22 protein-coding genes and 1 tRNA gene are annotated in these 24922 nt (G+C 70.0%); 16 read left to right on the plus strand and 7 right to left on the minus strand.

Going from position 1 to position 24922, the window contains the following annotated elements; genetic code table 11:
- Window positions 1-182 precede the first annotated feature (182 nt).
- The 4 genes from ACFYXA_RS26040 to ACFYXA_RS26055 all read left to right on the plus strand — a co-directional run bounded on the left by ACFYXA_RS26040 (window position 183) and on the right by ACFYXA_RS26055 (window position 6118).
- A complete protein-coding gene (locus tag ACFYXA_RS26040; RefSeq protein ID WP_352244681.1) occupies window positions 183-1472 on the plus strand; it encodes a nucleotide sugar dehydrogenase in 1290 nt (429 codons plus the stop codon).
- 2 nt (window positions 1473-1474) lie between these two features.
- Complete coding sequence (locus ACFYXA_RS26045; RefSeq protein WP_389037180.1) at window positions 1475-3106, plus strand: glycosyltransferase; 1632 nt, start codon at window positions 1475-1477, stop codon at window positions 3104-3106.
- Window positions 3107-3209: 103 nt separating this feature from the next.
- Window positions 3210-5324 carry a polysaccharide deacetylase family protein gene (locus ACFYXA_RS26050; protein ID WP_389036903.1) on the plus strand — a complete coding sequence of 705 codons (2115 nt, stop codon included), beginning with the start codon at window positions 3210-3212 and terminating at the stop codon, window positions 5322-5324.
- 2 nt (window positions 5325-5326) lie between these two features.
- On the plus strand, window positions 5327-6118 hold the full coding sequence (locus tag ACFYXA_RS26055; protein WP_389036906.1) for a hypothetical protein: 792 nt from the start codon (window positions 5327-5329) through the stop codon (window positions 6116-6118).
- Between the two features lie 86 nt (window positions 6119-6204).
- Here ACFYXA_RS26055 and ACFYXA_RS26060 read toward each other — a convergent pair whose 3' ends face one another.
- A complete protein-coding gene (locus tag ACFYXA_RS26060) occupies window positions 6205-6603 on the minus strand; it encodes a VOC family protein (protein WP_389036909.1) in 399 nt (132 codons plus the stop codon).
- Window positions 6604-6696: 93 nt separating this feature from the next.
- On the opposite strand from ACFYXA_RS26060, the gene ACFYXA_RS26065 reads away from it, so the two are divergent.
- From ACFYXA_RS26065 to ACFYXA_RS26085, 5 genes are all read left to right on the plus strand, one after another.
- A complete protein-coding gene (locus tag ACFYXA_RS26065) occupies window positions 6697-7686 on the plus strand; it encodes a helix-turn-helix transcriptional regulator (RefSeq protein ID WP_389036912.1) in 990 nt (329 codons plus the stop codon).
- A gap of 176 nt (window positions 7687-7862) precedes the next feature.
- The gene (locus ACFYXA_RS26070) at window positions 7863-8123 is read left to right on the plus strand and encodes a hypothetical protein (protein WP_389036915.1); all 261 of its coding nucleotides are present in this window, start codon (window positions 7863-7865) and stop codon (window positions 8121-8123) included.
- Window positions 8124-8292: 169 nt separating this feature from the next.
- Entirely contained in the window at window positions 8293-9159 is an 867-nt protein-coding gene (locus tag ACFYXA_RS26075; RefSeq protein WP_389036918.1) for an alpha/beta fold hydrolase, read from the plus strand.
- Between the two features lie 607 nt (window positions 9160-9766).
- On the plus strand, window positions 9767-10033 hold the full coding sequence (locus ACFYXA_RS26080) for a CopG family transcriptional regulator (protein WP_389036921.1): 267 nt from the start codon (window positions 9767-9769) through the stop codon (window positions 10031-10033).
- Window positions 10030-10473, plus strand: a complete 444-nt coding sequence (locus ACFYXA_RS26085; RefSeq protein WP_389036924.1) for a PIN domain-containing protein — start codon at window positions 10030-10032, stop codon at window positions 10471-10473. The genes ACFYXA_RS26080 and ACFYXA_RS26085 overlap by 4 nt, the downstream gene beginning before the upstream one ends.
- 216 nt (window positions 10474-10689) lie before the next feature.
- Here ACFYXA_RS26085 and ACFYXA_RS26090 read toward each other — a convergent pair whose 3' ends face one another.
- Both ACFYXA_RS26090 and ACFYXA_RS26095 read right to left on the minus strand, forming a co-directional pair.
- Window positions 10690-10899 carry a hypothetical protein gene (locus tag ACFYXA_RS26090; protein WP_389036926.1) on the minus strand — a complete coding sequence of 70 codons (210 nt, stop codon included), beginning with the start codon at window positions 10897-10899 and terminating at the stop codon, window positions 10690-10692.
- Window positions 10896-11117, minus strand: coding sequence for a hypothetical protein (locus ACFYXA_RS26095; protein ID WP_389036929.1), 222 nt, complete (start codon window positions 11115-11117; stop codon window positions 10896-10898). The genes ACFYXA_RS26090 and ACFYXA_RS26095 overlap by 4 nt, the downstream gene beginning before the upstream one ends.
- A gap of 424 nt (window positions 11118-11541) precedes the next feature.
- On the opposite strand from ACFYXA_RS26095, the gene ACFYXA_RS26100 reads away from it, so the two are divergent.
- From ACFYXA_RS26100 to ACFYXA_RS26110, 3 genes are read left to right on the plus strand one after another with little or no spacing between them, the layout of a single operon-like run.
- Window positions 11542-12186, plus strand: coding sequence for an RNA polymerase sigma factor (locus ACFYXA_RS26100; RefSeq protein WP_389036932.1), 645 nt, complete (start codon window positions 11542-11544; stop codon window positions 12184-12186).
- On the plus strand, window positions 12183-13262 hold the full coding sequence (locus tag ACFYXA_RS26105; RefSeq protein WP_389036935.1) for a CU044_5270 family protein: 1080 nt from the start codon (window positions 12183-12185) through the stop codon (window positions 13260-13262). The genes ACFYXA_RS26100 and ACFYXA_RS26105 overlap by 4 nt, the downstream gene beginning before the upstream one ends.
- Window positions 13263-16634: a S8 family peptidase gene (locus tag ACFYXA_RS26110; RefSeq protein WP_389036938.1), complete on the plus strand. Its 3372-nt coding sequence runs from the start codon at window positions 13263-13265 to the stop codon at window positions 16632-16634.
- A 554-nt stretch (window positions 16635-17188) separates the two neighbouring features.
- Here ACFYXA_RS26110 and ACFYXA_RS26115 read toward each other — a convergent pair.
- Window positions 17189-17262 (minus strand) — tRNA-Gly (locus ACFYXA_RS26115).
- A gap of 294 nt (window positions 17263-17556) precedes the next feature.
- Between ACFYXA_RS26115 and ACFYXA_RS26120 the strand changes: the two genes are divergently transcribed.
- From ACFYXA_RS26120 to ACFYXA_RS26130, 3 genes are all read left to right on the plus strand, one after another.
- Window positions 17557-17742 (plus strand): hypothetical protein, encoded by a 186-nt coding sequence (locus ACFYXA_RS26120; RefSeq protein WP_389036941.1) that lies wholly within the window; start codon window positions 17557-17559, stop codon window positions 17740-17742.
- 126 nt (window positions 17743-17868) lie between these two features.
- Window positions 17869-18444 (plus strand): dCTP deaminase, encoded by a 576-nt coding sequence (dcd, locus tag ACFYXA_RS26125; RefSeq protein ID WP_351090249.1) that lies wholly within the window; start codon window positions 17869-17871, stop codon window positions 18442-18444.
- The gene (locus ACFYXA_RS26130) at window positions 18441-18962 is read left to right on the plus strand and encodes a phosphoribosyltransferase (RefSeq protein WP_389036945.1); all 522 of its coding nucleotides are present in this window, start codon (window positions 18441-18443) and stop codon (window positions 18960-18962) included. The genes dcd and ACFYXA_RS26130 overlap by 4 nt, the downstream gene beginning before the upstream one ends.
- Before the next feature lie 40 nt (window positions 18963-19002).
- On the opposite strand, the gene ACFYXA_RS26135 is transcribed toward ACFYXA_RS26130, so the two are convergent.
- The 3 genes from ACFYXA_RS26135 to ACFYXA_RS26145 all read right to left on the minus strand — a co-directional run bounded on the left by ACFYXA_RS26135 (window position 19003) and on the right by ACFYXA_RS26145 (window position 23317).
- Window positions 19003-19533 (minus strand): hypothetical protein, encoded by a 531-nt coding sequence (locus ACFYXA_RS26135; RefSeq protein ID WP_389036948.1) that lies wholly within the window; start codon window positions 19531-19533, stop codon window positions 19003-19005.
- A gap of 188 nt (window positions 19534-19721) precedes the next feature.
- On the minus strand, window positions 19722-20723 hold the full coding sequence (locus ACFYXA_RS26140; RefSeq protein WP_389036951.1) for a Yip1 family protein: 1002 nt from the start codon (window positions 20721-20723) through the stop codon (window positions 19722-19724).
- A gap of 302 nt (window positions 20724-21025) precedes the next feature.
- The gene (locus ACFYXA_RS26145) at window positions 21026-23317 is read right to left on the minus strand and encodes a heterodisulfide reductase-related iron-sulfur binding cluster (RefSeq protein ID WP_351090267.1); all 2292 of its coding nucleotides are present in this window, start codon (window positions 23315-23317) and stop codon (window positions 21026-21028) included.
- A 203-nt stretch (window positions 23318-23520) separates the two neighbouring features.
- Between ACFYXA_RS26145 and ACFYXA_RS26150 the strand changes: the two genes are divergently transcribed.
- Window positions 23521-24855 (plus strand): MraY family glycosyltransferase, encoded by a 1335-nt coding sequence (locus ACFYXA_RS26150; RefSeq protein ID WP_389036954.1) that lies wholly within the window; start codon window positions 23521-23523, stop codon window positions 24853-24855.
- Window positions 24856-24922 lie beyond the last annotated feature (67 nt).

Genomic DNA, 24922 nt, shown 5'->3' on the forward strand with positions numbered 1-24922 from the left:
CAAGAGCCGAATTTCGTTCTAGAGCAGGCAAAGTCGCGCTTCATTCGCCCCAAGGGGACTTTGACGGATCAGTGTCGCGGGGATATCTCTTTGCCCTCCGCGATCACAGAGGGGCCCGGCGCCGCACCGATCCCTCCGCGCACCACCACATGGACCTGACCGCGGCACTGAGGGGCACACCCATGCCTGTTTCCGTTTCACTCACGCCCGAAGAGCACGCCCAGGCTCCGGTGGCCGTCGTCGGCCTCGGTTACGTCGGCCTGCCGACCGCGCTGGCTCTGCTCGAAGCAGGCAACGACGTGATCGGCGTCGACGTCAGTGAGCGGCGTCTCGCCGCCGTCCGCAGCGGGGAGGTGGACCTGCTCCCCTCCGACCATGAACGCCTCGCGCGGCTGCGCGACACCGGCCGGCTGACGCTGACGAGCGACCCGGCCGCAGTGTCCGCCGCGCGCACCGTGCTGATCTGTGTGCCCACCCCGGTCGACCAGCACCTGGTGCCCGACCTGGACGCCATGGCCGGTGCCTGCGCCGACGTCGTGCGCCACGCCGTCGCCGGTCAGCTGCTGATGCTGACCTCCACCACCTACGTCGGCACCACCCGGGAGTTGCTGGTCGAACCTCTCGCCGCGCGAGGCCTGTTGGTCGACACCGATGTGTTCGTCGCGTTCTCGCCGGAGCGGATCGACCCGGGCAACGCGCACCACGCCCAGGACGCCACCCCGCGGGTGGTCGGTGGCGCCGGTCCGCGCAGCACCGAACTCGCCACAGCCGTACTGGCGCGCACCGCCCCGTCCGTGCACGCCGTGCCCTCGGCCGAGGAGGCCGAGATGACCAAGCTGTGGGAGAACACCTTCCGCGCCGTCAACATCGCGTTGGCGAACGAGTTCGCGGAGAACTGCCGCGGTCTCGGCCTGGAGCCGATTCGCATCATCGACGCCGCTGCGACCAAGCCGTACGGCTTCATGCCCTTCTACCCCGGCCCCGGGGTCGGTGGGCACTGCATCCCGTGCGACCCGCATTACCTCCTGTGGCAGCTGAGGGCTCGCAGAATCGTTTCTCCGCTCATCGACGCCGCCATGAGCGCCATCGCCTCCCGCCCGCGCAAGGTCGTGCAGCGGATCCGAGAGCTCCTCGGTGACGCCGGTCGCAGCGTCTCCGGCGCCAAGGTGCTGGTCCTCGGCGTGGCCTACAAGGCGGGTGTCGCGGACCTGCGTGAGTCCCCGGCCCTGGGGATCCTGGAGGAGCTCACCGAAGCCGGAGCGAAGATCGCGTTCCACGATGAGCTCATACCCTCGGTGCGGATCGGCGCGCACACCCTGCAGAGCACCCCCGCCCCCGAGCAGGAGGCCTGGGACCTGGTCCTGGTGCACACCGTCCAGCCCGGCACGGATGTCGCCTGGCTCGAGACCCAGCCGCTGGTGCTGGACGCCACCTACCGCCTGGCCTCGCTCCCCGCCAAGGCGGTCGTGTGACCATGCACGGCTCCGACCCGCACTTCGAAAAGCTCCCGCCGTACAGCGGCACCGACCCGATCGACACGTCCCGCCCGCACCGCCCGGTACACCTCGGCGACACCGTGGGATCCACCACTCTCACCCTCTCCACCGCGCGCCCGGGACGCCGCGAACGACCGGCACGCCCCGCCCCGCCGCCGCTGCCCGAACTGCGCTCGACCCGCAAGAGCGGTCCCGGACCGGTGCGCCGCCGGCTCGACGCGATGCACCCGGCGGTACGCCACGGCACCCGCCGCGTGCTGACCCTCCTGTGCCTGCTGCCGCTGCTGCTGATCCTGGCCCGCGAAGCGCCGCGCCTGGCCCAGCGGCCACTCGTGCTCGGCTACGGCTTCACCGTGCTGACCGGCACCATCGCCATGCTGTACATCGCCTACAGCCGCTACGACGACCCCTCGGAGCGGATGCTGCGCGTGCGCCCCAGGCCCAAGCAGCTGGCCCTCTTCCCGTCACTGCCGGCCCGCCCCAAGGTCAGCTTCCTGCTGGCGGTGAAGGACGAGGTCGACTACATCGAGCCCTGCGTGCGCTCGATGGCCCTGTGCGACTACGACGAAGACCTGCTGCAGATCGTCGTCGTGGACGACATGTCCACCGACGGCACCCGCGAGGTGCTGCGCCGGCTGGAGGCCGAGCTCGGGATCACCGTGCTCTACCTGGAGAAGAACCTCGGCAAGAAGTACGCGCTGGTCAAGGCGTGCGAGATCGCCGACGGCGACATCATCGCCTTCACCGACTCCGACTGCATCCTGGCCCCCGACGCCCTGGCGCGCTGTGTGCGGGCCCTGGTCGACCACCCGGAGCTGGGCGCGGTCAGCGGACACGCCCGCGCGCTGAACGTGGCCCGCACGGTCTTCACCAAGGCCCAGGACGTCTGGTACGAGGGGCAGTTCCGGGTCGCCAAGGCGGCCGAGTCCACCTTCGGCTCGGTCACCTGCGTCTCGGGCCCGCTCGCGGTCTTCCGCCGCGACGCCATCTACAACTACCTTCCCGCGTGGGCCGGCGACCGCTTCATGGGCGCGCCGTTCCGCTTCGCCACCGACCGTCAGCTGACCGGCTACGTCCTCGGCCAGCGCTGGCGCGGCAAGAAACTGAAGCGGCAGTACGCCGACTCGCCCTTCGTGACCCAGGTCGACTACCCCGAGCGCGCCTGGCGCATCGGCTATGTGCAGTCCGCGAAGGTCTGGACGAACGTGCCGGAGAGCTTCCGCTCCTTCATGAAGCAGCAGATCCGCTGGAAGAAGAGCTTCATCCGCAATCTCTTCTTCACCGGCTCCTTCATGTGGCGCCGTGGTCTCGGCCCGGCGGCCCTGTACTACGGGCACGCGCTGTGGGTGGTCGCCGCCCCGGTCATGGCCTTCCGCCACCTGCTGTGGGCACCACTGCACGGCATGGCCTTCCTGACCCTTCTCTACCTGTGCGGAGTCGTCCTCAAGGGCCTCGTGTGGGGCCTGGCCTTCAAGGTGGACAACCCCGGTGACGGGCGCTGGCGCTACCGGCCGCTGATGAGCCTGCTGTCGGCGGTGCTGCTGGCCTGGCTGCTGCCGTACTCGTTCGCCACCATCCGCCGCGGCGTCTGGGCAAGGAGCCTCACCTGATGAACGCACTGCGTCTCGTGGGGCGGTTCGTCGCCGCCCTGTTGTCGATCGCCGTCGTGTGCGGTGTGTACGCCGTCGTGCTGTCCCGAGGGAGCATCCTGCCGTGACCGACCCGAACCGGCATCCCCGCAGACACCACCGGGGCGCCTGGCACTGGCCGGCCCGGATCGGGCTCGGGCTGCTGGCACTCGCCGTGCTCGCCCTGCCCTTCTACGCCGCCGCCGAGTACTACCTGTACGGCAAGTACGTGAGCCACCAGGCTGATCCACCGACGGTGCGCGTCGACGGCAACCAGGCTGCCGCCTGGACCAAGGCGGCCAGGACGCTGCCGGCCACGTCGGCCCCGGTCGTGCTGGCCTACCACGACATCGGGCCGGCCGCGAGCGACTACACGGTCACTCCGGCCGCCTTCGACGCACAGCTGACCGCGTTGGAGAAGGCCGGCTACCGGAGCCTGACCACCGACGAGTTCGTCGCCTACCTCCGGGGCGAGCCGGCCCCGCCGCGCTCGGTCTACATCACCTTCGACGACGGCCCCGACGGCCTGTGGATCTACGCCGACCACATCTTGGCCCGGCACCACATGCACGGGACGGTCTTCCTGATCACCGGCCGGGTCGACGACCGCCCGTACTACCTGTCCTGGCGCGAGATCGCCAGGATGCAGGCCTCGGGCCGCTGGGACTTCCAGGACCACACGCACAACATGCACCACCGCGCGGCACTCGACGCACAGGGGCACCAGGCGTCGGCGCTGGCCAACCGGCTCTGGCTGCCCGAGCAGCGGCGTCAGGAGACCCGTGCGGAGTACGAGGCCCGGGTCCGCGCCGATATCCGGCTCTCCTTCGAGGACTTCAAGGCCCACGGCCTGCCCGCCCCGAAGCTGTTCGCCTACCCCTTCTCCGAAGCGACCGAGCGCGCCAACCTGCCGATGCCGGGCCAGACCCTGCAGCAGCTCCTCAGCCGCAGCTTCGTGGCCACCATGACGAACGTGTCCTCGCGCCCGCTCCCGGCGAGCCGGCGGGCGACCGGCGCCCAGCAGGTCGAACGCCTGGAGGTGCTCAGGTCGACCACCGCGGCGCACCTCCTCGCCGAGACGGTTCGCTGGACTCAGGTCGCCCCGCAGGCCAGCGCGCCGCTGGCGCAGTCACAGCTGTGGACGCACGACGACGACAGCGGGCTGCACGGCGTGGGCGCCTTCACCGGCGAGGGCCCCTACCCGAAGGCCAGTTCGCCCGTGCGCTACATCGCCGCCTCCTACCGGGCCAGGAGCAGCGTCGACTGGAACAACTACGAGGTCGACGCGCGCGTTTCCGGCCTGAGCGACGGCACCAACCAGGGGTCCGTGCAAGTCCGCGACGGCAGCGGCGCACCGGTCGCGGTCAGCGTGAGCCAGAGCAACCTCCAGGTCACCGTCGGGGGCAAGAAGGACAGGAAGCTGACCGAGCGCCTGGCCGCATCCCCCAGCCACATGCTGAGGATCGCGGTGCGCGACGACAGGACCGACGTCTGGGTGGACGGCACGGTGCACGTGAAGATCCCGGCGACCGGCCCGCCCGCGGGCCGCTCGGGCGGCATCGCACTGCGCGTCGGCATCAACAAGGCGGGGGTCTCCTGGCCCCGCTTCGCTTCGCTGCGGATCGTCGACATCACCGCCGGCCCGCGCGAGGCCACCGGTTCCCAGCAGCCGGTGGGCACGGCGGACCTGCTCGACCCGAACGCCCAGTGGGTCTCCACCCCGGCCGTCAGGGCGCCGTTCAGGATCACCCGCCGGGAGCTGGGCCCGGAAGGCCTCATGCTCTCGGCGTACGGCGCCTACCAGCCGGAGACGACCGCCCGCTGGGACGACTACACCCTGTCCGGCACGATCGCCCGTCTGACCGACGACGAGGTCAGCGGCGCCCTCTGGGTCCGGGTCGGCAGCCCGCTGGCGATCAGCGTGCGGGTCTACCGGGACCACGTGGAGGTGTACTCCGGCAACTCGGACAACCTGACGCTGGTCGCCGGCCGCCCGCTGACGGCGGCAGCCAGTCACGCCGTGTCGATCACCGTGACCGCAGGCCACACTGTGATCACCCTCGACGGCTCGACGACCATCCGGCTGATCGCCAAGGGCGAGACGGGCGGGGTGGGCTTCTCGGCCTACCGGGACCTGACCCGGCAGTCGTGGCCGACCGCCCAGAAGCTCAAGGTCAGCGCGATCAGGCGCACCCGCTGACCGTGGATGGACTGACACGTCGTCAACTCCTGTGGGGCGGTGCGGCAGCCGGGCTCGGTGCGACAGCCGCCGGTGTCGGGGTCTGGGAGTCGTCGGACGACGACGACTTCCGGGACTTCCGTCCGCGTCTCGGCGGGGAGCGACTGGTCACGAACGAGTGGGCGTACCGCAATCCGGCCGGCCGCGGGGCGCACCAATCCTCCGACTGGCTTGCAACCAGCGGTTCGCTGTTCGCCCGCGGCGGCCTCGGCTGGACCGGCCGGCCCGACGCGGGCCCGACCGGCCCGGACTCGGCGGGCGCCACCGACTCGGCGGTCTTCCGGCTGGTGAGCCGGCGCCGGGACTTCGGCCCGGTCACCGTCTCCTTCAGAGTGCGGCTCCGGCCCCCGGTCACCACCCCCCGCACGCCGAAGCAGGACTGGGACGGTGCGCACATCTGGCTGCGCTACCACAGCCCGCAAGAGCTGTACGCGCTCAGCTTCAGCCGCCGCGACGGCTCGGTCGTGATCAAACGCAAGGTCCCGTCCCACGATGCCGAGTCCGTGGACGGCGGCGGCTACGCGACCGTGGCCGAGGGCAGGCACTCCATCGGTTACGACCACTGGCACCACGTCGAGGCCACCGCGGTGAACACGTCCTCCGGCGTCCGGCTGCGCCTGGCCGTCGACGGCAGCGAGGTGCTACGGGCGATCGACCGGACACCGGGCCCGCTGACCGCACCGGGCGGTGTCGGCCTGCGCGTCGACAACACCGAGTTGTGGTTCGGCGACTTCTGGGCCCGCAGGGTGGCCTGAACCACGGTCAGCGAGCCGGGCCGGCCAGGACCATCGAGGAGGAGGCACATGCGAAACGCCCGTCGTGTGAGCGGCTGTGCGTGGCGTCAGCGTGCGAACTTTTCGATGGCCGCCGGGGTGACGGGGGTGAAGAAGTTGACGAGGTTGCCGTCGGGATCACGGAACAGCAGCGAACGGTTGCCCCAGGGCATCGTGGTGGGCTTGGTGACGAAGTCGGTGACGAAGCCGGACAGGTTGTCGTAAACGCTGTCCACGTCGTCGACGAGGAACTCGGTGATCACGCTGTGGTTGTCCGCCGGCCGGGCAGAGCCCGGGGCGAACAGCGGGACGGTGCGGGTGCTGCCGATCGCGAGGGTTGCGCCCGCGGTCTTGAGTTCGGCGAAGTCTTCGTTGGCCCACGTCGCCCGTGCCCCTGTGGCGCGCTCGTAGAACTCGACGAGGCGCGCTACGTCGCCGGTGATGATGCGGATCGAGACGAAGTCCATGGGAATCTCCTTGGCTGCGGCGGAGGCGTACGCGTCGCAGGCTAGAAGTAATAGTGGACAGAATCGGTCCTGTATTCGCATTAGGCTGCGAACATGTCTCGACCCACCGGCCGCGTGCTGACACTCCTCGAGCTGCTGCAGTCGGGCGGCACCCGGACCATGGCCGAGCTCGCCGACCGGCTCGGCGTCGAAGGACGCACTGTGCGGCGGTATGTGGACCAGCTGATCGACCTGGACGTGCCCGTGGAGTCGGTGCGCGGCCGCTACGGGGGGTACCGGCTGGCTCCCGGGTACCGCTTGCCTCCGCTCATGCTCAGCGACGACGAGGCGCTGGCCGTGCTGCTCGGCCTGGTCGCCGGCCGCCGGGCAGGGCTGACGACGACGGAGCGCACGGCGAACGAGACGGCGTCGGCGAAGATCCGGCGGGTGCTGCCCAAGCACATCGCGCGCCGGCTCGACACACTCCTGGAAGCTCTCGCCTTCACGGACCGGCCCGGCGAGTTCGACACCCCGGACGCCGGGGTCCTGCTCACCATCGCTGATGCGGTGCGCCATCGCCGACCGGTCTCGATCCGCTACACCGACCGTGACGGACGGCCCAGCGAACGCACACTGCACGCGTACGGGATCGTCGCCCATGCGGGCCGGTGGTACGTCACGGGCAAGGACGCCCGGATCGGCGAGGACCGAACCTTCCGGCTCGACCGCATCGCAGACGCGCGGACCCTGCCCGGCTCATTCGAAGCGCCCGTGGGTCCCAGTCCGGCACAGCGCGTGTTGTCAGGATTCGCCACGGCCGGGTACCGGCATGAGGTGACCTTGCGGATCCACGGGACAGTTGCGCAGATCCGCGCCCACCTTCCCGTCAGCGTCGCGAGTGTGGAGGAACACGAGCCCGCGGCCGGCGAGGACCGGGCGACCGAGCGCTGGCTGCGCGTCGAGCTGCGGGCGGAGCGGCTCGACTGGTTGCCTCCGGTACTCGCGGCACTCGACCGGCCGTTCGTCATCGAGCGCCCCGATGAACTCCGCGACCTCGTCATGGCGCTCGCCGATCGCCTCACGTCGTGTGCCCGCCGAGCCTGACAGCGAGAAACCAATGTCATGGGGGATGGCACAGCGGTGGCCGTCTCGTTCTCTTCCCTCGTCGCGGCGATGGCCTTTTGACGTCCCCGCCGGACGGCGGCGTTCAGATCGGCAGGGGTGGGGAAGGCGCGGTTGGCAAGGGTCACGCGCCGCATGCCGATCGGAAAGTCCGCACCATGGCAGACACCGCACAAGCGACAGCCGTCCCCGGCTGGGTCCTGCAGTTCATGGACGCCCTCGACGCCCTGGAGTTGTGGACCGCGGGCGACGGCGTCCGTCTGCTGCGCGGTGAGGCGGTCCTGGCCAAGAAGAGCGAACCGGAGCGGGTGGTGCGCGCCCCCTTCATGCACGTCTTCTATCTCGACCAGGAAGAGCCGGTGTGCGTCCGGACGCTCCGGGTCACCGCGGGCCCACTACAGACCGACGCCGTGATGTGACCCGGCTCAGGGCAAGGCCGCGAGGTCACGGCTTGCCGGTTGCCGCGCAGAATGCGTCGGTCCATCGGATACCACTCTCCCTCTGGATCGAATCATTTGACGGGTTGACCCACACCCGTGCTGGCAGGGCGAGGAATCAACCCGACTACGCATTTCGAAGGGGTCAGACATGAACTCGGTGCACCACCGGACCGCCACTGTCGACGGCTATGAGATCTTCTACCGCGAAGCCGGCCACGCCGACGCCCCCGTGATCGTCCTGCTGCACGGCTACCCGACCAGCTCGTTCATGTTCCGCGAACTCATCCCGCTGCTGGCCGACGACTACCACGTCATCGCGCCGGACCACCTCGGCTTCGGCCACTCCGACGCCCCCCTCGTAGGGGAGTTCACCTACACTTTCGACGCCCTCGCCGAGCTCACCTCCGGACTGCTCGACCAACTGGGCCTGGACCGCTACGCCCTCTACGTCCAGGACTACGGCGCCCCCATCGGATGGCGCCTGGCGCTCCAGCACCCCGAACGGATCTCCGCCCTCGTCACCCAGAACGGCAACGGCTACGAGGACGGTTTCGTCGAGTCGTTCTGGACCGACGTCTGGGCCTACGGGGCGAACCCCGGCCCCGACACCGAACCCGCCGTCCGCGCCGCGCTGGGCGTCGACGCCATCCGCTGGCAGTACCTGCACGGCGTGCCCGACCCGAGCCTGGTCAGCCCGGACACCTGGGAGCACGACTTCGCCCTCGTCTCTCGCGAGGGCAACGACGAGGTGCAGCTGGCGCTGTTCCGCGACTACCAGAACAACCGCCCGCTCTACCCGCTGCTGCACGAATTCCTGCGCACCAGCGAGGTCCCGGTGCTCGCCGTGTGGGGCCGCAACGACGAGATCTTCGGCCCGGCGGGAGCTCAGGCCTTCGCCCGCGACGCCAAGGACGCGGAGGTGCACTTGATCAACGGCGGTCACTTCCTTCTGGAGAGCCACCTGGACGTCGTCGCGGGCTACCTGCGCGGCTTCCTCGGACGGGTGCTGGGATGAGAAGCCGAGCGACAACGCTCCGTGGATCGCTCATGCGAGGAGCCAACCAGCGAAGCGACCTGTCGTCGGCGTACAGGTCTACGGTCGACAAATGTTCTTCGCTGCGGATGACTTGGGAGCGAACGGGGTGACGTTGATGAGTCAGGACGGCGCCTGCGCACCCTGAGTCCGGCGTGGTGCTCACGCGTTTGGCGGATCCTCACGAGCCCAGTCGAAGGGCATCGGCGCGTCCTGCGGGTCAGTTGCGCGGCTGAGAGGGCGACCGTACTAGAGCGTGTCGTACGCCGTTTACTCGCGCGCCGTCGATCGCCGCCGAGGGAACTCGACGCGTAGAAGGGGCCGAGCCCGGTCGACATCCTGGCGCCGCCGCTGCCCACGCTGAGTCTCGCCGCACGTGGCCCGACCGAGGTGCGCACTCCACGAGTCGAGACCCGCACACTCGTCCCAGGTACACCGACACGGAAACCGAACCCCATGACGTGCCTCTCCGCCCAGGAACGGTCTGGCACCCGAAAGGGGGCGTGTGAGGTCAGCTGGCTGGTCCTCGGCAACACGGCGTGGGGAGGTGGCAGATACATCAATCCGGTACATGGACTACTCTTGGTACATGTCCATGAAGCGCACCAACGTCTACGCCGACCCCGAGGACCTGGCGATCATCAAGGAGGCCGCCAAGCGCCGGGGTATAAGCGAGGCCGAGATCATCCGCCAGGGCATCCACCTTGCAGCCATGGCGAACCGGGTCTGGGACGAGCCGTTGTTCTCACGCACCTTCCAGGGCCCGGGGCGCACGCTCTCCAACTCGGAGGTCCGCGACACGGTCACCGACGCCGTCCGGCGTGAGACCGGCTCGGGGTCCGGATCCGCCGCGTGATCATTGTCATCGCCGATACGTCCGGCCTCCTGGCGGCGCTGGACTCGGCTCACCCGGAACACCGGGCGGCGAACGAGGCCATCATGGCGGCGGGCCTGCTGGTCATGTCCCCGCTCCTGCTCGCCGAACTGGATCACGTGGCGACGCGTGAGCTCGGCAGGGAAGCTGCCTTCAGCGCGGTCGACGACCTGCGGCGCTGGATGAGCCGGGGTCGTGTCGTCCTGCCGGAGATCACGGAGGACCACCTGGGCGCAGCCCAGTCCGTCCGCGTCCGTTACAGCGCGCTGGATCTCGACCTCGCCGACGCGGTGAACGTGGCGCTTGCCGCCGACTACGACACGGACGCGATTCTCACCCTGGACCGACGAGACTTCCGGGCCGTACGCCCGCTGGGCCGCTACAAGGCGTTCCGCGTACTCCCCGACGACCTCCCGCTCTGAGGCAGGACCCTCGGCGTCAAGTGCCCGGCCTGGACGTGGCCACCGCCGAGGAGGGGGAACCGGAGATCACCGGGTGGCGTTGAGACACCACCCCCGCGGACGTGACCTACACAAGTCATGCGTCCACGGCAGTACGCTACGGGACTCCATGCGAGCCAGACGGGACTTTCGAAACACGCCCTAGGAGTGAGCCCGTCACCAACAGCACGAAGGCGGTCACAGTAGCCCGGTGGTGGTCGCGCGGGCGGAGTCCGCCAGGTCGCCGAGGTTGTCGCGTCCCTTCAGCAGTACGAGGACTGCGAGCAGGGCTGGCAGTCCCGTGAGACCGTTACGCCACCCTTCCGCCTGTCTGCGCAGTTCCGGAAGCCTGGTGAACTCCAGTTCACGGGCGAGTTGGGCCCAGCGGCGCTCGGAACGGATGCTCATCGTCGGATGCGCCAGACCGCGCCGCACCCGAAGAACGCCGTGTCCGGGGGCACATGGGTGATGTGCGTGCCCGCACTCGCACACTGCGGTGCCACGTCGAGGAGGCGGGCCATGAAGCCGTCGGCCAGCACCGCGGGCACGGCCTCCTCGTCGGTCGAGAAGCGTTCCTCGATCCAGCGGTGGACCAGCCACAGCGTGACGGCGTGGCGGGCGTCCACGGGGTCAGCCAGCCACAGGTGCCTGTCCGCGAGCTTCTCGACACGAAGGTCAGCGTCGGCCCATCCTTCGAGAAGGGCGCAGTGAGTCAGCACTCGGACGAGAGACGCGCGAGGTAGGCGTCGCCGGCCTCGACGACTTGGCCCGTGCAGAGCGTGCGAAGCACTCTGAGGATGGTCCCGCTGGACCCGCGCATCCCAACGATGAAGCCACCGTGGTGCGGTTGTGGTGCGCATTCGCCAACCGGTCTAGATAACAAAGAACCAAGATCGGGCGCCTTGCTCTCGAGCCTCGCAGCCTGAGCGGTGCGCGGCTGAGCGAGTGCCATGTCCGCCGAGTCCTCGTGCGGTCACCGCCCCGGTGACCTGCACGACGGTTGTGAGGTGTCTCACGGGAACTCGCCCGCACCATAAGTCAGTTCAAGACGTGACCACAGATATGCGAACCCGGGTGCGAAACGGAGATCCGGACGCCTTCGCGGAACTCTTCGACGCGTGCGCCCGCGCGGTGTACAACCACGCCTTCCGGCTGACCGCCGACTGGTCGCTGGCCGAGGACGTGATGTCGACGACCTTCATGGAGGCGTGGCGGCGCCGTGCCTCGGTCGAGGCCGAAGGCGGCTCGCTGCGGCCGTGGCTGCTGGGCATCGCCACCAACGTCGCCCGCTCCCACCACCGCAGCAACCGCCGCTACCGCAACGCGGCGAGGGCCGCGGCCGCCGCGCACGCCGCCGAGGAACGGGTCGAGGACCACGCCGAGGAGACCGCCGGACGCCTGGACGACCGGCGCCGTATCAACGCCACGCTCGCCGCCCTCAGCCTGCTCAGGCGCCCCGAGCGTGAGGTCCTGACGCTGTGCCTGTGGGAGGGGATGGAGTACGCCGAGGCGGCCCGCGCCCTCGGCATCCCGGTCGGCACTGTCCGCTCCCGCCTCTCCCGTGCCCGCGCGAAGCTGCGCAATCTCGCCGACGCACAACTGCTCGAAGAAAAACGGGAACCCACCCGCACGAACCGGCAGATAACAGGTGATCGCGGATACGCGGTCCGGTCCGCACAGGAAGGAAACCGATGAACGCCAGCCCCTCCCACCGGCCCCACCCGGCCGAGTGGACGGAGACGCAGAGTCTGCTGCCCTCCGCCGAGCGGGATCTGCCGGCGGGCCGCCACCAGTTCCACAAGGAGCAGATGATGGCCCGGATCCACGAAGACCTCCGCACCACCTCCCGTACGTCCGCCACCTCTCCGGTCGCGCCCGTGAAGCGCCCCAACCCGTTCCTGCGCCGTGCGGTCCTCCTGCCCACCGCGGCCTTCGCCCTGGCCGGCGCGGTCGTGGGCGGCCTTGCCCTCACCGGCGGCGGGGCGGACGACGGCAGGACCGCCCTGGCCACCGGCCCCGCACTGACCACCAGGATCGGCGCCGCCGACGCCAAGGGCGCCCCCCAGCTCCTCGAACGCATCTCCCTGGCCGCCGCCGACACCTCCGCGCCCACCCCGCGCAAGGGCCAGTACATCTACATCGCCTCGAAGGTGGCCGACACCTACATCAAGACGGTCGGCGACAAGAGCGAGGCGGTCAGCAACGAGCTGCACTCCCGCCAGGTCTGGAACTCCCTCGACGGCAGGGACGGCTGGCTGATCGAGGCCGGCCAGACCAGTGACAAGGGCATCACCCTGAAGAGCGACACCCCGTTCAGCGGCGCCTACAACGCCCTGGCCGCGCTGCCGACCGACCCCGACACGCTGCTCCAGCGGATCTACCGCGAGTCGGACGCCGTCCGGGACCCTGAAGTCCCGCGCGACCAGGCCGCCTTCGTCGCCATCGGCGATCTGCTGACCGCGAGCTACCCGCCCGCCGAGGTCGGCGCCGCCCTCTACAAGGCCGCGGCCAAGATCCCCGGCGTCGTCTCGGTGGATGACGCGGTCGACGCCACGGGCCGGCACGGGGTCGCGATCGCGCGGGAGAACGACGGCGAGCGCACCGAGTGGATCTTCGACAAGAAGACCCTGCGGTTCCTCGGCGAGCGCATCGTGGTGGTCAAGGCCGCGGCGGGCGACCCCCTCAAGGTCGGTACCGTCACGCACACCAGCGCGATCACCGAGCGCGCGGTCGTCGACGCCGACAAGCAGGTCCCCGGTCAGGTGAGCTGAATGCGCGACAGAACCACAAGCGCCTCGCTGGCCGCTCTGCTGGTGGCGGGGCTGATGACGGGCGTCTCGGTGGCGGCCACAGGCTCCGGCCTGGGCGTACGGACGCAGGACACCGTCACGGTCGCGGCGCCCGGCGGCTCCGCCCTCGGCGCGCGGACCGCGGGCTCCGCCTCCGCGGCCGGCCGGTACGTCACCCTCCTCACTGGCGACCGGGTCCTGCTGGACGCCCGGGGCCGGGTGACGGGCGTACGGCGGGCACCGGGCCGTGAGCACGTCCCGGTGTCCGTGCGCGGCGTCGGGGGCGATCAGTACGCCGTTCCCGCCGACGCCGCCGCCCTGATCGGCCAAGGCGTCCTGGACATGCGGCTGTTCGATGTCAGCGGCCTGATACGCGCCGGCTACGACGACACCCGGCGCGGCACGCTCCCGCTGATCGTGTCGTACGAGGGCAAGTCCGCCCAGCGCAGGAGCACACAGAAGTCGCTGGTCGCGGACGCGGACGCCACTGTGCGCCGGGAACTGCCCAGTGTGGCGGGCGCCGCGATCACCGTGCCCAAGACCAGGGCGGACGACATGTGGCAGGCGCTCACCGAGGAGCAGGGAGTCGCGCGGGTCTGGCTGGACGGCCGGTTCAAGGCGCCGGCGGACGAAGACGGCGCGAACGCGGGTGAGTTGGGCAGCGGCGTCGCGCAGATCGGCGCCCCGGCCGCCTGGGCCGCCGGATACGACGGCAAGGGCGTCAAGGTCGCCGTCCTGGACACCGGCATCGACACCACACACCCGGACCTCGCCGCGGCGGTGACGGCAGCGAAGGACTTCAGCGGCACCGGCAGCACCGACGACAAGGCCGGCCACGGCACGCATGTCGCGGCGATGGTGGCGGGCTCGGGAGCCCGCTCCGGCGGGCGCTACAAGGGAGTCGCACCCAGCGCGAAGATCCTCAACGCGAAGGTGCTGAACGATGACGGCGAGGGCACCGACTCGTCCGTCATCGCCGGCCTGGAGTGGGCCGCCGGGCAGGGCGCCAGGGTGGCCAACCTCAGCCTGGGCCAGGCCGACACCCCGGGGGATGACCCGGTCGAGGCGGCGGTGAACGCCCTCTCGAAGAGCACCGGCATGCTCACCGTAGCCGCGGCCGGCAACGAGGGCCCCGACGCCGGAACCGTCGGCTCCCCGGGGGCCGCGGAGTCGGCGCTCACCGTGGGCGCCGTCGACGGCGAGGACCGGCTCGCGGACTTCTCCAGTACCGGCCCGACGGCCGACAGCGCGCTGAAACCGGACCTCACGGCGCCGGGCGTGGACATCGTCTCGGCGAAGGCGGCGCACGGCTACCTGGGCGACCCGGCGGCCGACGGCTATGTCTCCATGTCCGGTACGTCGATGGCGACACCACATGCGGCGGGGGCGGCCGCGATCCTCGCCCAGCGGCACCCCGACTGGACCGGCGCACGGATCAAGCGGGCGCTCACCGCGTCCACCACCCCGACCACCGGCGCGACCGGCTACCAGCAGGGGACGGGCCGGCTCGACGTGTCCCGGGCACTTCAGGAAGCGGTGGCGAGCGAACAGACCTCCGTGTCCTTCGGCAAGCAGCTGTGGCCCCACACCGACGACCGGCCGGTCACCCAGCACATCACCTACCGCAACGACGGCGACCACCCCGTCCCCCTCGACCTGACGGCCACCGCGACCGGCCCCGGAGGCAGCACGGCCCCCGCAGGCATGTTCACGCTGAGCGCCACACAGCTCACCGTCCCGGCGGGCGGCACCGCCGACGTCGACCTCACCGCGGACACCCGCGTCCAGGCAGCGGACGGCACCTACTCGGGCACGCTGGTCGCCACCGCGCGGAACGGTGCCGACCCCGCTGCCGTACGGACCGCCTTCGGCGTCGTACGCGAGGCCGAGTCGTACGACCTCACCCTGAAGTTCCTCGACCGCGGCGGCAAGCCCGTGAGCGCTCCGCTGACCGAGATCCTCGGGTACTCGGGCACGTACTGGACCACGAACCTCAGGGACTCCGAGCAGATCTCCAAGGGCGTGTACCGGGTGCGGGTCCCGCGCGGCGACTACGTCGTGGACACCGTGCTGGAAGACGCCGAGGGCACCTCCGCACTGGTCCGGCCCCGGCTCTCCCTCACCGGGGACACCACGGTCGTCTTCGACGCGCGCAAGGCGAAGCCGGTCCGGATCACCGCGCCGCAGGGCGCGAAGATGTCCGACGGCCAGCTCAACCTCGCCGTGGGCACCGGGGACACGGGGCGCGCATCGCACAACAGCACCCTGTTCTGGGGGACGTTCAAGAACCTGCGCACCGCGACCCTGGGTCCGGCCGCCCCGGCCGGGAGGCTCAGCACGCAGCTCGGCGGTCTGTGGCAGAAGGGCAGCACCACCTACCACCTGCTCCACAACCTGCCCGACCGCTTCCCCACCGGCTATCGGCACACCACGCGCATGAAAGAACTGGCCCTGCTGAAGCGGAACTTCGGCTCGTCCGTGGCGCACAGCAAGGGCATCGTCAACGTCCTGTGGAGCGGTCCCACCCTGTCGCTGGGCACGGTGAGCGCCCCCTTCCCGCTACCGACGACCGCGAAGATCTACGTCACCACGCCCAAGGGCTTCAAGTGGACGGCCAACCTGGGCCAGCGAAACGCCTCCGGAGACGACGATGTCTTCTACGGCACGGAGAGCGCGAGGTCGTACCAAGCGGGCCGGACCTACTCGGCGACGTACAACGTCGGCGTTTTCAGCCCGATCACCGGCGGCCCGTACGGCGCACAGCGCGACGGCGACACCCTCGACCTGTGCGTCCCCGACCTCGCCGACGGGAGCGGACACCCCGCCTCCTCCACAGCGAAACGCCACACCACGGTGACCGCGGACGGCAGCACCCTGCTCGACAACGACGGCGACCTCTGCCAGACCGTGGAGAAGCTCCCGTCGGTCCCGGCCCGCTACACGATCCGAACGAACCTGACCCGTCCGCCAGGCGTGGCCACGACCACGAGCCGTCTGACAGCGGCCTGGACCTTCACGTCGAGCCCGTCCGACTCCGGCTCCCTGCCCCTCTCCACGGTCCGCTTCCACCCGAAGCTGACCCCGACCGGCACGGCCCCCGCAGGCCGCCGCACCACGATCCCCCTCTCCCTCCAGGGCCCGGCGGCCACTGACCTGAAATCCCTGACGGTGAAGGTCTCCTACGACGCCGGCAAGACATGGACCCCCGCCCCGGTGACCACCACCCACGGCAGAAGGACCCTCACCCTGACCCACCCGGAAAACGCCCGCTCGGTCTCCCTCACATCCACCCTGACCGACACCACCGGCAACACCTACGCGGTGACGATCCTGGAGGCATACCTCCTGACCTGACGTGGTCCGGACACTCCTCGACGCGGTCACGCATCACCTGGAGCACTTCGCCGCTGCCGACCGGGACACACGTTTTCGTCGATCCGCAGAGGCGGGCAACTGCGGCGGAGGGACGACTGGGTGAAGGCTCGGAAGGCTGCGGGTGTCACGGCCGAGTTGCACTTCCACGACCTTCGGCACCTCGACGGCGGGAGCCAGCACCCGGGAGCCGATGACGCGCATGGGCCACAGCAGCTCCCGAGCCGCGCTGATCCACCAGCACATGACCAGCGACCGGGACCGGGCCATCGCCGACCGGCTTGGGGCCATGATCCAGGGCGGCGGGCGGTATGTGGCCGAGATATCTCCCAGCACTCCGACGAGGAGCGGCAGCGCGAGTTGGCCGCCGGGCTCGACGACCTCGTGCGCGCCGAGCGTGCGAAGTGCCACAGGGACGACCCAGCGCACCACAGCGAGGAGGCTGCTGAGAGCTACTGGTGCGGTTGTGGTGCGCGACCGGACCACCGGTCTACACAAACAAAGAACCCCCGGGTCGATGACCTGGGGGTTTCGCGTGGAGCGGGTGACGAGAATCGAACTCGCGCTCTCAGCTTGGGAAGCTGATGTTCTACCATTAAACTACACCCGCGTAAGACGCCGGCCGGGCCGGTGTCCGATTGCCCCGTCACTGTACCCCATGCCGAGCCCCCCGCGCTGAAGTCAGGCGCTTGGAGGGGCTCTGCGCCATGTGGGTTTCAAGCGTGGGATCCGGGTACACGAAGCCGGAGTTGGGGCGTACCGTGGGGCCGCGCGTGGGGCGGGCCAGGGGGGTGTCGCGTCCCGGAGTGCCGCTTGTGGAGCCGTCCTGAACGTCCCGTAGTGTGGCCTTTGTCCGGCGGGCAGCAGCCGGACGTGGCTCTTGGGGAAGGGACTCTTGGACTTGATGGAGCGCACCGTCGTCCGTTGTGCCGATGGGCACGTGTTCAGCACCGCTTCGTTCCCGATGCAGAAGGCCGAGCGCCTCGGCCCGGGGCGGCTCGTCCGGTGTCCTCGCTGCGCGCGGATGCGCAGTGTGGTGCCGGTGCCCCTCGAAAGCGTCGTCGGCAGTGCCAGCGGCGGGAACAGGTGAAGCAGCAGTAAGGCAGCTCAGCTGAGCGGCAGGAGCCCTGCAGAAGGCCGTAGCGGGCCGTAGCGGGGTCGGCGCGCGGAGTCGTCCGATTGTGGTCGGTCCGCGCGCCTTGCGTATCCTCAGGGCGTGCTTCTCTCAGACAAGGACATCCGGGCCGAGATCGACGCCGGGCGGGTACGGATCGATCCCTACGACGCTTCCATGGTGCAGCCGTCCAGCATCGACGTACGGCTCGACCGTTACTTCCGGGTGTTCGAGAACCACCGGTACCCTCACATCGACCCCTCCATCGAGCAGGCGGACCTCACGCGCCTCGTGGAGCCGGAGGGCGACGAACCGTTCATTCTCCACCCCGGTGAGTTCGTGCTCGCCTCGACGTACGAGGTCATCACGCTCCCCGACGACCTCGCCTCCCGGCTGGAGGGCAAGAGCTCCCTCGGCCGGCTCGGGCTCGTCACCCACTCCACGGCCGGGTTTATCGACCCGGGGTTCTCCGGGCATGTCACCCTGGAGCTGTCCAACCTCGCCACCCTGCCCATCAAGCTGTGGCCCGGGATGAAGATCGGGCAGCTGTGCATGTTCCGGCTCACCTCGCCCGCCGAGCACCCCTACGGCAGCGAGCGGTACGGGTCCCGGTACCAGGGTCAGCGCGGTCCGACCGCCTCCCGGTCCTACCTCAACTTCCACCGGACCCAGGTATGAGCCCCGAACCCGCGCCCATACGCGAGAACCTCACCTACGAGGCGTTCGGCACCGCCGTGCGCGAGCTCGCGCAGACGATCGCCGACGACGGCTACGAGCCCGACATCGTGCTCTCCATCGCCCGTGGCGGCGTCTTCGTGGCCGGTGGGCTCGCCTACGCCCTCGACTGCAAGAACATCCACCTGGTCAACGTGGAGTTCTACACCGGCGTCGGGACCACCCTCGACATGCCCGTGATGCTCGCGCCCGTCCCCGACGTCGTCGACTTCTCCGACAAGAAGGTCCTCATCACCGACGACGTCGCCGACACCGGCAAGACGCTCAAGCTGGTGCGCGACTTCTGCCTGGAGACCGTCGCCGAGGTCCGCACCGCCGTCATCTACGAGAAGTCCCACTCCCTCGTGAAGTGCGAGTACGTCTGGAAGCGGACGGACGACTGGATCAACTTCCCTTGGAGTGTCCTGCCTCCGGTGCACAAGTCCGGGGAAGCGGCCAAGCCCAACACTGAAGCTGTTTGACCTGCTGCGCCCGCTGCCGCTCGGCCGTGGGCCCGACGCGTCACATGTCCCTGCAGGCCTTCGCCTCGAACTCGGGCGTCGGGACGGTGGCCGCGGTTTCGTCGCCGTCCTGCGAGATGCTGAGGTAGAGGACTGATCCCGGGGTGAGGCGGTTCCGGTCGGCGAGGGTGAAGGAGACGTTGCGCGACGACCACGAGTTGTCCTTGGTCCAGCCGTAGAGGCTGTAGGTGGTCCTGGGGCTGAGCGGGGTGAGAGGTTCGGTCGCGGTCCAGCCGGGGGCGGGGGAGTCGAGGGTCCAGGTGGTGAGACCGGGCATGAGGGGACGTGCCGCGGTCCATGAGCCGACCGTCACCGACTTGTCGGGGTCGTCGTCGGCCACGTAGAGCGTCGCGCCGTCGATACGGTGTCCGCACACCATCATGACGCCGAGCAGACGGCCGTCCTCGGTCACGGAGATGCCGGCTACGGCGTCGACGGGGACCGTGCATCCCGAGGTGGCGGCCAAGGCGACGCAGGCCGCGAGGGAGCCGATGAAGCGACGGCACGCCGGCCGCGAAGTCTTCGAACTCACAAGTCCCCCTGCCCGGAGCGCGGTTGGGCCCCTTTTCTTCTGGATGTTAGGGCGAGTGGCGTCCCGTGCTTCGGCGTTGACCTCATCCGTTGCGCGCTCGTAGTCGCTTCGTAGCGCCACGCAAAGGCTCCCCGCCGAACAGACAGGCGGGGAGCCTCATTTGAGCCCCTGAGGGGCGCCGCAGGACGCTAGAACGTGCCCAGCTTCACGATCGACAGCAGTGCCACCAGCTGGATCGCCGACGCGCCCAGCGCCTTCGGCCACAGCAGGTCGTGGGAGCGGCTGACCATGAGGGTGAGCAGGACGCCGGCCGCGACCCAGGTCGCCCAGCCCAGCATCTGGACGAACGCCGCGTCGCCGCCGACGAACATCGCGACGACCAGGCGCGGGGCGTCCGTGAGGCTCATGATCAGCATGGAGAGGCCGACCGTCGGCTGCCATGCGCCGTCGCCGCCGAGCTGGCGGGCGAGGGTGTGGGTGACGACGCCCAGGATGAACGCGCTCAGCACCATCGCGACGCCCGTCGTCAGGACGATCGGGATCGCGTTGGACAGCGTCGCGTTGATCGTGTCCTTGCGGGTGTCGTCGAAGCCGAAGACCGCGATCAGGCCGTAGAGGAAGGTCACGATCAGGGCGGGGCCCCACATCGTGTAGTCCCGCATCCGCAGGAACGTCTGGTTGGGGGAGAGGATGATCCCCTTCAACAGCTCCTTCCAGGGCAGGCGCGGACCGATCGGGCCCGCGGGGGCGCCGGAGCCGGCCTGGTAGGTCCCACCCTGGTTGTACCGGTCCTGCTCGTCGATCGAGAAGGCTTGCGTGTGGCCCGGGTTGTTCGCGGCGTACGGGTCGTGCGGGGCGCCCGCCCCTGCGGGGCCGCCGTAGGGGTCGTCGCCGCCGAAGTACTCCGGCTCGCCGCCCGGGCCGCCGTATCCGCCGTGCCCGCCGCTCGGCCCGTGCCCGCCGTAACCGCCGCCCCGGCCACCGGCGTTGGCCGCAGGCCACTGCCCGCCGCCACCGCCGCCGTGGGGCGGCTGCTGGCCGCCGCCGCGGTACTGCGGCCGCTGCGGCGTCGAGGGAGAGCCGTACGGCGGCTGCCCCTGGGGCGCCTGCTGCCCGTACGGAGGGTTTTGGGGTCGCGCTTGCGCAGCGCGGCCGTCCCGGCCGCCGCGTCCGATCCTGAATCCAGCCACGCCTTCGAACGTACCTGGTCCCGAGGAGCGACGTGCCGGGCCCTACGGTCCGGTACCGGCTTTGCGGCCGACCTGTGACATCCCCTAAGGGAGACCCGTACGCCCACCCGTACCCCACGAGTACCTGAGCCCGCGCCCGCCTCCCAGCTCACCCCGACCCCGACCCGTACTACCACCTCGCCCCGACCCCGACCCGTACTACCACCTCACCCCCCGCCCTACTCCCCCAAGACGAACGCCCCCCGTCCGTCGCGCGGGAAACGCGCTGGACAGGGGGCGTGTCAAAGAGCCCTGGAAGAAGCTCACTTCACCGGCTGCGGCTCCGGCTCGTTCTCCGGCTCCCCGGCGTCGGCCGGGGGCTCGTCGTCGGCCGGGGTCTTGACCGACTCCAGCAGGAGCTGGGCGACGTCCACGACCTGGATGGACTCCTTCGCCTTGCCGTCGTTCTTCTTGCCGTTCACGGAGTCCGTGAGCATGACGAGGCAGAACGGGCAGGCCGTCGAGACGATGTCGGGGTTGAGCGAGAGAGCCTCGTCGACGCGCTCGTTGTTGATGCGCTTGCCGATCCGCTCCTCCATCCACATCCGCGCGCCGCCGGCGCCGCAGCAGAAGCCGCGCTCCTTGTGGCGGTGCATCTCCTCGTTCCGAAGACCCGGGACGTTCGCGATGATCTCGCGCGGCGGGGTGTAGATCTTGTTGTGCCGGCCCAGGTAGCAGGGGTCGTGGTAGGTGATGATGCCCTCGACCGGGGTGACCGGGATCAGCTTGCCCTCGTCCACCAGGTGCTGGAGCAGCTGGGTGTGGTGGATGACCTCGTAGTCGCCGCCGAGCTGCGGGTACTCGTTGCCGAGCGTGTTGAGGCAGTGCGGGCAGGTGGCGACGATCTTCTTGGCCGACTTCGGCTTCTTCGACTCGGGCGTGACCTTGCCCTCGTCGTCCGTCTCCTCGCCGAACGCCATGTTCAGCGCCATGACGTTCTCCATGCCGAGCTCCTGGAACAGGGGCTCGTTGCCGAGACGGCGGGCGGAGTCACCGGTGCACTTCTCGTCGCCGCCCATGATGGCGAACTTGACGCCCGCGATGTGGAGCAGCTCCGCGAAGGCCTTCGTGGTCTTCTTGGCGCGGTCCTCCAGGGCGCCGGCGCAGCCGACCCAGTACAGGTACTCGACCTCGGACAGGTCCTCGATGTCCTTGCCGACGACCGGCACCTCGAAGTCGACTTCCTTCAGCCACTCCAGGCGCTGCTTCTTCGCCAGGCCCCAGGGGTTGCCCTTCTTCTCCAGGTTCTTGAGCATCGTGCCCGCCTCGGAGGGGAACGACGACTCGATCATCACCTGGTAGCGGCGCATGTCGACGATGTGGTCGACGTGCTCGATGTCCACCGGGCACTGCTCGACGCAGGCGCCGCAGGTGGTGCAGGACCACAGGACGTCCGGGTCGATGACGCCGTTCTCCTCGGCCGTGCCGATCAGCGGGCGCTCGGCCTCGGCCAGCGCGGCCGCGGGGACGTCCTTGAGCTGCTCCTCGGAGGCCTTCTCCTCGCCCTCCATGGTCTTGCCGCCGCCGGCCAGCAGGTACGGCGCCTTCGCGTGCGCGTGGTCGCGCAGCGACATGATGAGCAGCTTCGGGGACAGCGGCTTGCCGGTGTTCCAGGCGGGGCACTGCGACTGGCAGCGGCCGCACTCGGTGCAGGTGGAGAAGTCCAGCAGGCCCTTCCAGGAGAACTGCTCGACCTGGGAGACGCCGAAGACGTCGTCGTCACCGGGGTCGGTGAAGTCGATCGGCTTGCCGCCGGAGGTCATCGGCTGGAGTCCGCCGAGGGCGGTGCCGCCGGTCGCCTCGCGCTTGAACCAGATGTTCGGGAAGGCCAGGAAGCGGTGCCAGGCCACGCCCATGTTGGTGTTCAGCGAGACGACGATCATCCAGATGAAGGAGGTGCTGATCTTCACCATGGCGGTGAAGTAGATCAGGTTCTGCAGCGCGCCGACGCTCAGTCCCTTGAAGGCCAGGACCAGCGGGTACGAGGCGAAGTACGCCGCCTCGTAGTGCTCCACGTGGTGGATCGCGCCCTCGAGGCCGCGCAGCACGTAGATGGCGAGGCCGATGGTGAGGATGACGTACTCGACGAAGTACGCCTGGCCCGCCTTGGAGCCGGCGAAGCGGGACTTGCGGCCCGGGCGGGACGGCAGGTTCAGCAGGCGGATGACGATCAGCACCGCGATGCCGAGGATCGTCATCACGCCGATGAACTCGATGTAGAGCTCGAAGGGCAGGAAGCCGCCGATGACGGGCAGCGTCCAGTCGGCCTCGAAGAGCTGTCCGAACGCCTGCGCCAGGGTGGGCGGCAGGGTGAGGAAGCCGACGGCGACGAACCAGTGGGCGAAGCCCACGATGCCCCAGCGGTTCATACGCGTGTGGCCGAGGAACTCCTTCACCAGGGTCACGCTGCGCTGGTAGGGGTTGTCCGTCCGGGTGCCCGCCGGGACCGGCTGGCCCAGCTTGAAGTAGCGGACGAACTGGCCGATCGCGCGTGCGAGCAGCGCGACGCCGACCACGGTCAGGACCAGCGACACGATGATCGCGGCGAGTTGCATGGGGGCTCCTCGGGCCTGCGAGGGGGATGTTCGAGATTACTAAGCGGTAACTTATGCAGTCCGTCTGAGACTACCCCGATCTCCCGCCGCACTGTAGCCGGGCATGGCGTGATCTGAATCGCTGAGGGTCACCTCAGAAATCCCTTCCGATCCCGACCGTGTTATTCGTACCAAATTGGTACATTCATGACTAATTTATATCCGTGCTCTACGGGATCGTCGCCGCCACCAGCGCCCTGCTTCTCACCGCCGTCCTCGCCGTGCTGCTGCGCGCCCCCGCGCTGCGGCTCGGACTGCTCGACCGCCGGCACCGCCAGCGGCGCGTTCCGCTGTCCGGGGGCGCCGCCGTCGTACTGGCCACCTGCCTGGTGGTGGCCGCCGGGGAATGGACCGGTTACGCACCCCTGCGGGACGGCATGGGCGTGCTGCTCGCCGCGGCCGCCGGGGTCGCCGCGCTGGGACTGGCCGCCGACCTGTGGCGGCTCAAAACACGGCTGCTCGCCCTCGGTACGGCGATCGCGGCGGCCTTCGTGGTGCCGTACGGCGACACCGGCGCCGCCGAGGGAGCCGTGGCCGTGGCCTGGATCGCGTGCGTGGCGCTCGCCTTCCGGGCCCTCGACCACGCCGACGGGGTGGCCGGGACGGTCGGGGTCGTCACCGCGTTCGGGGTGGGCGCCTGCGCCGCGGCCGAGATGATGGACGGGCTCGCGGTGCTGCTCAGCGTCCTGGCCGCCGCGCTGACCGGCTTCCTGATGCACAACTGGCCACCCGCGCGCGTGGCGCTCGGCGGCTGCGGCTCACTGTTCGCCGGCTTCGTGCTGGCCGCGGCGGCCGTGTCCGCGCGCGCGGGACAGGAGGCGGCCACCGGCGCCGGCGTGCTGTTCGCGCTCACCGCGGTCGCCGTCGCCGACGCCGCCCTCGTCCTGCTGGCACGGCGCGTCGCGGGCCGGCCGCTGACCCGCGGCGGCCGGGACCATCTCGCGCACCGGCTGCGGCGGCTCGGCCTCACCCCCCAGGGAGTGACGATCGTCATCGGTGCCGCGGCCTTCGCCGGGGTACTCGTGGGAGTGCTGGTGCATTCCGGCTGGGCGGACGCCCACGCCGTGCTGTGGGTGGCGGGCGTGACCTCGCTCGTCGTCCTGGGGCTGTGGCGGGTGCCGGTGTACGGGCGGGCCGGCGAAGGGCGTTGGGCGGAAGGGCGCGCCGGTGAGGGGCGCCCGGCGGAGTACCGCCCGGTGGACGGACGTGCGCCGGACGGCCGCCCGGTCGACGGCGGCTCACGTCGCGCGTGGGGCGTGGGTGCGCGCCGCGCGGGACGGGGCGTCGTACGCCGTACGGAGGAGGCCGACGTGCGCCGGGCCGGTGAGGTGGATGCGCGCCGCGCCGGTGAGGCATCGGGGCGGGGCGGGCAGCGCCCGCGGCGTCAACCTGTGTCCGCTGTGAGTCCCCCTCGCAGCTCGGCCGAAACGGTCGTCCGAGCGGCTCGGCGGATGGATTCCTCACAGGTCAGCGGCCCCTTGCGTGTAAGGAACGGATAAGAGTTGAGTCAGCTCGACTCATGTCTGTTGACCGCACGGGAACCGTCGTGCACACTTGAGTCCGTTG

The organism is Streptomyces sp. NPDC002566 (assembly GCF_042889585.1).
GTDB lineage: Bacteria > Actinomycetota > Actinomycetes > Streptomycetales > Streptomycetaceae > Streptomyces.

Coding starts and splice junctions, on each gene's coding strand:
- ACFYXA_RS26040 (WP_352244681.1), top strand. CDS start 183: ATGCCTGTTTCCGTTTCACTCACGCCCGAAGAGCACGCCCAGGCTCCG.
- ACFYXA_RS26110 (WP_389036938.1), top strand. CDS start 13,263: ATGCGCGACAGAACCACAAGCGCCTCGCTGGCCGCTCTGCTGGTGGCG.
- ACFYXA_RS26120 (WP_389036941.1), top strand. CDS start 17,557: ATGGAGCGCACCGTCGTCCGTTGTGCCGATGGGCACGTGTTCAGCACC.
- ACFYXA_RS26130 (WP_389036945.1), top strand. CDS start 18,441: ATGAGCCCCGAACCCGCGCCCATACGCGAGAACCTCACCTACGAGGCG.
- ACFYXA_RS26080 (WP_389036921.1), top strand. CDS start 9,767: ATGTCCATGAAGCGCACCAACGTCTACGCCGACCCCGAGGACCTGGCG.
- ACFYXA_RS26075 (WP_389036918.1), top strand. CDS start 8,293: ATGAACTCGGTGCACCACCGGACCGCCACTGTCGACGGCTATGAGATC.
- ACFYXA_RS26090 (WP_389036926.1), bottom strand. CDS start 10,899: ATGAGCATCCGTTCCGAGCGCCGCTGGGCCCAACTCGCCCGTGAACTG.
- ACFYXA_RS26145 (WP_351090267.1), bottom strand. CDS start 23,317: ATGCAACTCGCCGCGATCATCGTGTCGCTGGTCCTGACCGTGGTCGGC.
- ACFYXA_RS26105 (WP_389036935.1), top strand. CDS start 12,183: ATGAACGCCAGCCCCTCCCACCGGCCCCACCCGGCCGAGTGGACGGAG.
- ACFYXA_RS26060 (WP_389036909.1), bottom strand. CDS start 6,603: ATGGACTTCGTCTCGATCCGCATCATCACCGGCGACGTAGCGCGCCTC.
- ACFYXA_RS26070 (WP_389036915.1), top strand. CDS start 7,863: ATGGCAGACACCGCACAAGCGACAGCCGTCCCCGGCTGGGTCCTGCAG.
- ACFYXA_RS26065 (WP_389036912.1), top strand. CDS start 6,697: ATGTCTCGACCCACCGGCCGCGTGCTGACACTCCTCGAGCTGCTGCAG.
- ACFYXA_RS26045 (WP_389037180.1), top strand. CDS start 1,475: ATGCACGGCTCCGACCCGCACTTCGAAAAGCTCCCGCCGTACAGCGGC.